The organism is Candidatus Thioglobus sp., assembly GCA_028228555.1.
Classification (GTDB): Bacteria; Pseudomonadota; Gammaproteobacteria; order PS1; family Pseudothioglobaceae; genus Thioglobus_A.
This window is the reverse complement of sequence record JAOJBP010000003.1, coordinates 88,363-94,479: the sequence shown is the minus strand read 5'-3', so window position 1 is coordinate 94,479 and position 6,117 is coordinate 88,363. Positions and strand designations below refer to the sequence as shown.

Below are 6,117 nucleotides of genomic sequence, written 5' to 3'. Positions count from 1 at the left end.
AAAAATGAAGAAAAGCATATTAAAAATGCTATTCAATCTGCACTTTTTGCAGATGAAATTTTGGTTTTAGATAGCGGTTCTATAGACAAGACCTGTGATATTGCCAAAAAGCTTGGTGCAAGAGTTGAGCATCAAGAATGGCTAGGTTTTGGCTGCCAAAAAAACAAAGCTGTGGAGCTTGCAAGTAATGACTGGGTGTTTGTTTTGGATGCAGATGAAGAGATTACTGAAAAATTGAGATATGAAATTATTGAGACGTTACAAAGTCCAATATCAAATGGATTTTATGTTGCAAGGTTAAATAATTTCTTTGGTAGAGATATTAAAACGTGCGGCCTGTATCCAGATTACACAATTCGATTATTTAATAGAAGTAAAGGATTTTTTAATGAACTACCTGTACACGAAAGTGTACAAATTCAAGGCCAGGTTTCAAAATTAAAAAACCATATGACACATATTGCTTACGAATCAATTGATGAATTTATTCAAAAACAAAACCACTATTCAGGCCTTAGCCCAAAGAAAAGAAATATATTGAAGGCGTTGATAAGTCCATTTTGGACATTTTTCAAGTTGTATTTTATTAGACGAGGGTTCTTAGATGGTAGGCACGGTTTTATCATTGCCGCTTTATATTCTCAGTATACTTTTTGGAAATATATTAAATAAAATTCAAATAATTGCATTATGTGATAGCCTTAAAGTTAAAATCAGGAGAATTTTTTAAAATATTATTACAGTGTTTTATGCTTAGATTCGATAGTTTCGATCGATCTAAAAGAGCTAACTATTTATTAAATAAGGTTATTATGAAAACTATAAAAGATATTGATTATTCAGTTACATTCGCTTGCTATAACGCCATCGAGTATACAAAAAAATGTATTGATAGCATGATTAAAAATGGAGATGATTTAAGTCGCTTGGCAATTGTGGATAATGGCTCCACTGATGGAACCCAGGAGTACTTGCAGTCGCTACCTTTGGGCGATCTTATTCTTAACAAAACTAACCTTGGCTGTGGCGTTGCCTGGAATCAGGGGGCTATGTCTCTTCAGTCTGAGTGGACAATCATTATGAATAATGATGTAGTTGTTTCATCTGGATGGATTGAAAATCTTATTAATGCAGCTGAAAAGCATGATATTAAGGTTATCTCACCATCCTTAATAGAAGGAGAGTTGGATTATGATTTCGATGCACTTGTAAAAGATGCCATACCAAGTATAGGTAACTATTTACGGTTTGGCGGAAAGCATGCGGTATGCTTAGCTGTTCACAGTTCGGTATGGAGTGATGTAGGCTATTTTATGGCAGTTCCAGCTTTATTGGGATATGAGGATACTTTATTTTTTAACAGTTTAAGAGAAAAAGGTATTAAAACAGCGATTACCGGAGGCTCTTGGCTGCACCATTATGGATCTATTACTCAATCCGTCATGAAAAGAGAGAGAGGATTAACAGATAAAGATAGTCTGGCTAGTCGATATAATTCAGATTTATTAAAGCAAAGCTGGCTCTTTCGTAAATACAACAAGTTTCAAAAAAAATACCAAGAGAAGAAGTTTCTTAAATATGAAATAAAATCTTTTAAAATGTCAGTGCACGGAGTTCGTGTAAATGGAGAGACGAAGTGGTTCGCTCTATTTTAATCATATTTAATTTAGTCTATTTTTTAATATGAAGAACCAGACTCTCGAGCATGGCTAGCCTTTTATTTCCTTTTTTAAATTTTTCACCAAAGGGTTCACTATTGATCTAATTTTTTATAATATTACTATCTTCTATCATTCCTTAATTGCTTCGAATTTCCATATAATGTGAGATTTCTTAATATAAAGTATTGAATATAGCACATCTTTTAAAAGTCTAATAATCCACAATCTACCCTCTTTACCAACCTGGGAAGCCTTTACTTTTTTTACCTTGATAACTCTAAATTTTCCGTTAAATCCATACATTGACCCAGCTAAATTTGGAAATGTAAAATAGGTATGTGTTTTTTTAGTGATAAAGTTTACATGCGTTGGGTCAGTAAAGGCCTCCATTCTAGGATAGCATGGTGTGATAGCATAAAAAACACCTCCAGGCTTTAATACCCTGTACGCTTCATTCATAAAGTTGATAAAAGGAAAGGTGGTATGACTGTCTATAATTGCAAATCTAGGTATGTGTTCGATAAAGTCGTAAGCTGAGATTGAATCAAAGTATGAGTTTTCATAGGGTAAGCCCTCCAGGATAATATTAACCTTTTTATAATAAAAATTCACATCTATTTTTTTGATTGATAATATCTACGCCATGCAAGGAATCTTGGTTAAAAGGGTTTCTTGGGTCATTTCCACATCCTACATCTAAATGCTTTGTTTTCATTTTTTAAGTCGTACTCCTGATAAAAATTATTTTATAGCTTTAAATCATAATAATGCTTTTTACTGATATCCCAGCCTAACTTTTCATCAAGCCAAAACCGTATTCGGTGTCTTTTGTCTTTAAACGTTATTTTGTAGCCTGGATTTTGTGCAAATTCTAATTCTGTTTCAGTATCGATCCATTTCTGTACAATTTTAGGATGTGAGCCTTTGAACGGGCGTATTTCACCTAAGTCAATATTGCCATAAGTTGAGAATACATTGTGCTCTTCACCACCCCAATATTTTCCTGTTTGCTTTATTTTCTCATTGTTTTTTTCTACTTTTCTCACATGACCATAATGATATATATGGCAGCCTGCATGTGCAGCTTTTGGGTAGCGACCTTTTTTATTCTTGTTCATTACTACAAAAAATAATCCATCTGGAGAATAGTTACGAATTGTGTTACGAATAATTCTTGGCGCTCTTTTATAGCCTGCAATGCCAACCTGGTCTGGTTTCCCATAAAAATGATAATAGTCAAAATATAACGCTTCCACCTCAGGATTGTGTAAATGTCTTTCCATGGAATTTTGAATAGTATCTAGGTCTTTTTCATGGAGTACCTCATCACCTTCTAAATAAAATGCCCAATCACCAGTGCAGCTAAATTGTGCTGTCATCTTTTGCTGTGCATAAACATAACCACGATCTTGCATTGATTCATTCCACTGTGTTTCAATAATTCTGATTTTATCATCATTAATAGATTTGATAATTTCTAGTGTGTTGTCATCACTTTTACCAACTGCAATCACAAACTCATCAACAATTGGCAGTACCGATTGAATGCTTTCCACAAAAGGGTATCCTAACATTTCTGCATTTTTGATAAATGTAAAGCCACTAACCTTCATAATGATCCTTTTTATTTTTTAAGATAATATTGTATGCGAAAAGCGTCTGCTCCAAGGTATTTTCCCAGGTGATAGATTGAGATTTATCAAATCCATTTCTTGCAATATTTTTTCGTAAATCCACATCTGAAACTATTAAATTTATTTTTTTTAATAACTCTACTGAATCTTTAGGGTTGTCAAGGATTAATGCTTGATTATCGTCTAAATGTTCGGCAAATCCACAGTATTTTTTGTTACTCACAATCACTGGAAGCTTAGCTGACATTGCCTCTAATACAACCATTCCATAAGTATCAACTAAGGTTGGATGTATTAGGCAATCTGATTCTCGATAGAAGTCTATCATGTTATTAATGACGCCTAAAAAATGAATATTACTTTCTAGGTTAGTTGGAATTCGGACCTTATCTTTTTTTCCATTACCTACAATAGCTAAATGAATTCGATTATTATCGAGCATCATAAATGCCTCAATAATAGCTGGCAGTCCTTTTTTTATCAAATCATTGCCAACAAATAGAAATAGAAAGTCATCATCATTCAGTTTTAATTTTTTTTTCAATGTGTTAGGTTGGGATGCTACATCGAGCAATGCATTCTTGGAGTTATTTATCCCGGGATATGCCAGTGTAAGATGCTGATCAATATTGGGATAATTCATTAAGATGTTGCGAGATAAATAGTCAGACACGCTGATAAAATGTCGGATTTTTGAAGGCTTCATCTCACTATTCTCTAGCCATAAATAAGCTATTTTTCTAGGACTAAGTAACGTATTTAACCAACGCAGAGTTTTTCTTACTCCTTTTGATTCTGACCACTTGGTTCTAACACAAGGGACATGTAGTGTGTAAATATTCGCATGAGTCACCATATCATGAGAATGGACGATATCAAATTTATTCTGAGTTGATCGCCTAGTAAGCCATGAAAAAAACAATTGATTCAGATATCTTGGCCGTTGAAGCCATTGCGGAATTTTGTGAAATGTAATATTGTCGGATTGCTCTGAATTGTGTTGAGTAAAAACATGCACATCATATATCTTTGCTAATCTTTTTGTGAGCTCTACGCAATAACGTTCAGCGCCACCAGCTGATGCATTGTAATGTCGAATTAATACGGCTACTTTAAGGCTTTTATCAAGCATGCCTATCTTCGTATTTGCTTAAAATTTTCATTAAAAATAAATGTGGAAAGGTGCGATGAGTAATTGGAATTCTAGATAGGGCGAGTAGGTTATCACCCCGATGGATTCTAGATCGATTAACTGTTGTTGCAGTTTGGTAGTTGGCATTCTTGGCAATGTTTATAATTTCATTATTGTAGCTGCCATAAGGATAGCAAAAATGCGTTATCTGACAATTAAATCGTTTTTCAAGATCAAGCTTAGATTGTATGATTTCTTTAGTGGCTATCTCTATACTACTTTCAGCTAGGTGCACATGATTTTGAGTGTGTGATCCAATTTCCATGCCATTATCGAGCCACTGTTTAATTTCATTTTCATTCATTAAGGGGTTTTCATCAATACCCTTGTCTAAATCCCAATGGTTAATGCCACCAATATTTTGACTAATAATATAACAGGTTGCGCTAAATCCATTTTTTCTAAGAATTGGCAAGGCTTTGGTAAAATTATTTTTAAAACCATCATCAAAAGTAATGCCCACAACCTTGCCAATTTTTTCACCCATCAAGTAGGGTTGCAGCTCACCCATACTAAGCCCCTGATATCCCATTATTTTCAAAAGCCACATTTGCAATTTAAATAATGTTGGCGGTACGTGTAAGCTGCGCATGACAGTGCCTTTTGGCATAGCTGCGATACTGTGGTACATTAGAATAGGAATGGGCTTTTGCTGCATTTGTCAATTATATCAAATATATTGAATCTTGCATTTATAATAAGCCCCATGAAGATATTAATTGAACTTCCAACTTGGCTGGGAGATTGCGTAATGGCAACGCCAGCGATTGAAAATATCGTAAATTTTAACAAGGATGTTCAAATTACCTTTATTGGCTCTTTTGTCGCGATTGAAGCGCTGAAAAATCATCCAAAAGTTATTAAAACAGTGGTTTTAGATAAGAAATATAGAGTTTTATACAAAACTGCAAGAAATTTAGGCGAATTTGATGTATTTTTCTCGTTTAGAAGTTCACTTCGTACAAAATTTATGAAATTTTTAATATCAGCCAAAAACAAGTATCAATTCGATAAAAACAAGTATCAAAATCGTCATCAAGTTGAAAAATACAACGATTTTATCAATGACAGTCTAAATATTAATTTTCCAGCAGGAAAATTATTGCTATCTACCATCAACTCTCAATCATCAATACAAAAAACTGTCGGTATCAATCCTGGCGCATCGTACGGCAGTGCCAAACGTTGGTATCCTGAAGAATTTGCTAAAGTGGCTAATGAATTATCAGATCGGTATGATATAGTGATTTTTGGCGGGCCGGGTGAGGTGGATATTGCCCTAGATATTGAAAAATCATTGCTCGAGAAAGGTGTTAAAAATTATCAAAACTTGGCAGGCAAAACCACCATTCCAGAATTAATGAGCCGTATTTCTAATCTTGATTTATTTATCACGGGTGATAGTGGCCCGATGCATGTGGCAGCAGCTTTTGAAGTGCCAACGGTGGCGATTTTTGGCCCGACTAAAGATAACGAGACTTCGCAATGGATGAATGAAAAAAGTTTAATTGTAAAGAAAAATCTAGATTGCCAACCCTGTATGAAACGTACTTGCCCATTAGGGCATCATGATTGCATGAATCTTATTAAAGCAGTAGACGTACTGGATTCGGTTAAGTCCCTCTAAAGA

Annotated in this window: 7 protein-coding genes; 3 read left to right on the top strand and 4 right to left on the bottom strand. The window is 34.3% G+C overall.

Going from position 1 to position 6,117, the window contains the following annotated elements; genetic code table 11:
• Both N9Y32_03170 and N9Y32_03165 read left to right on the top strand, forming a co-directional pair.
• Positions 1-672, top strand: a 672-nt coding sequence (locus N9Y32_03170) for a glycosyltransferase family 2 protein (GenBank protein MDB2590013.1), incomplete at its 5' end; no start/stop codon positions are given.
• 77 nt (positions 673-749) lie between these two features.
• Positions 750-1,655: a glycosyltransferase gene (locus N9Y32_03165; protein ID MDB2590012.1), complete on the top strand. Its 906-nt coding sequence runs from the start codon at positions 750-752 to the stop codon at positions 1,653-1,655.
• A gap of 135 nt (positions 1,656-1,790) precedes the next feature.
• Here the strand turns inward: N9Y32_03165 and N9Y32_03160 are convergent, their stop codons facing one another.
• From N9Y32_03160 to N9Y32_03145, 4 genes are all read right to left on the bottom strand, one after another.
• A complete protein-coding gene (locus tag N9Y32_03160) occupies positions 1,791-2,273 on the bottom strand; it encodes a class I SAM-dependent methyltransferase (protein ID MDB2590011.1) in 483 nt (160 codons plus the stop codon).
• A gap of 134 nt (positions 2,274-2,407) precedes the next feature.
• Complete coding sequence (locus N9Y32_03155) at positions 2,408-3,274, bottom strand: glycosyltransferase (GenBank protein MDB2590010.1); 867 nt, start codon at positions 3,272-3,274, stop codon at positions 2,408-2,410.
• A complete protein-coding gene (locus N9Y32_03150) occupies positions 3,264-4,427 on the bottom strand; it encodes a glycosyltransferase family 4 protein (GenBank protein ID MDB2590009.1) in 1,164 nt (387 codons plus the stop codon). The genes N9Y32_03155 and N9Y32_03150 overlap by 11 nt, the downstream gene beginning before the upstream one ends.
• A complete protein-coding gene (locus N9Y32_03145; protein ID MDB2590008.1) occupies positions 4,420-5,145 on the bottom strand; it encodes a polysaccharide deacetylase family protein in 726 nt (241 codons plus the stop codon). Before N9Y32_03145 ends, N9Y32_03150 begins: the two co-directional genes overlap by 8 nt.
• A 48-nt stretch (positions 5,146-5,193) precedes the next feature.
• On the opposite strand from N9Y32_03145, the gene waaF reads away from it, so the two are divergent.
• A complete protein-coding gene (gene waaF, locus N9Y32_03140) occupies positions 5,194-6,114 on the top strand; it encodes a lipopolysaccharide heptosyltransferase II (GenBank protein MDB2590007.1) in 921 nt (306 codons plus the stop codon).
• Positions 6,115-6,117: the final 3 nt, after the last annotated feature.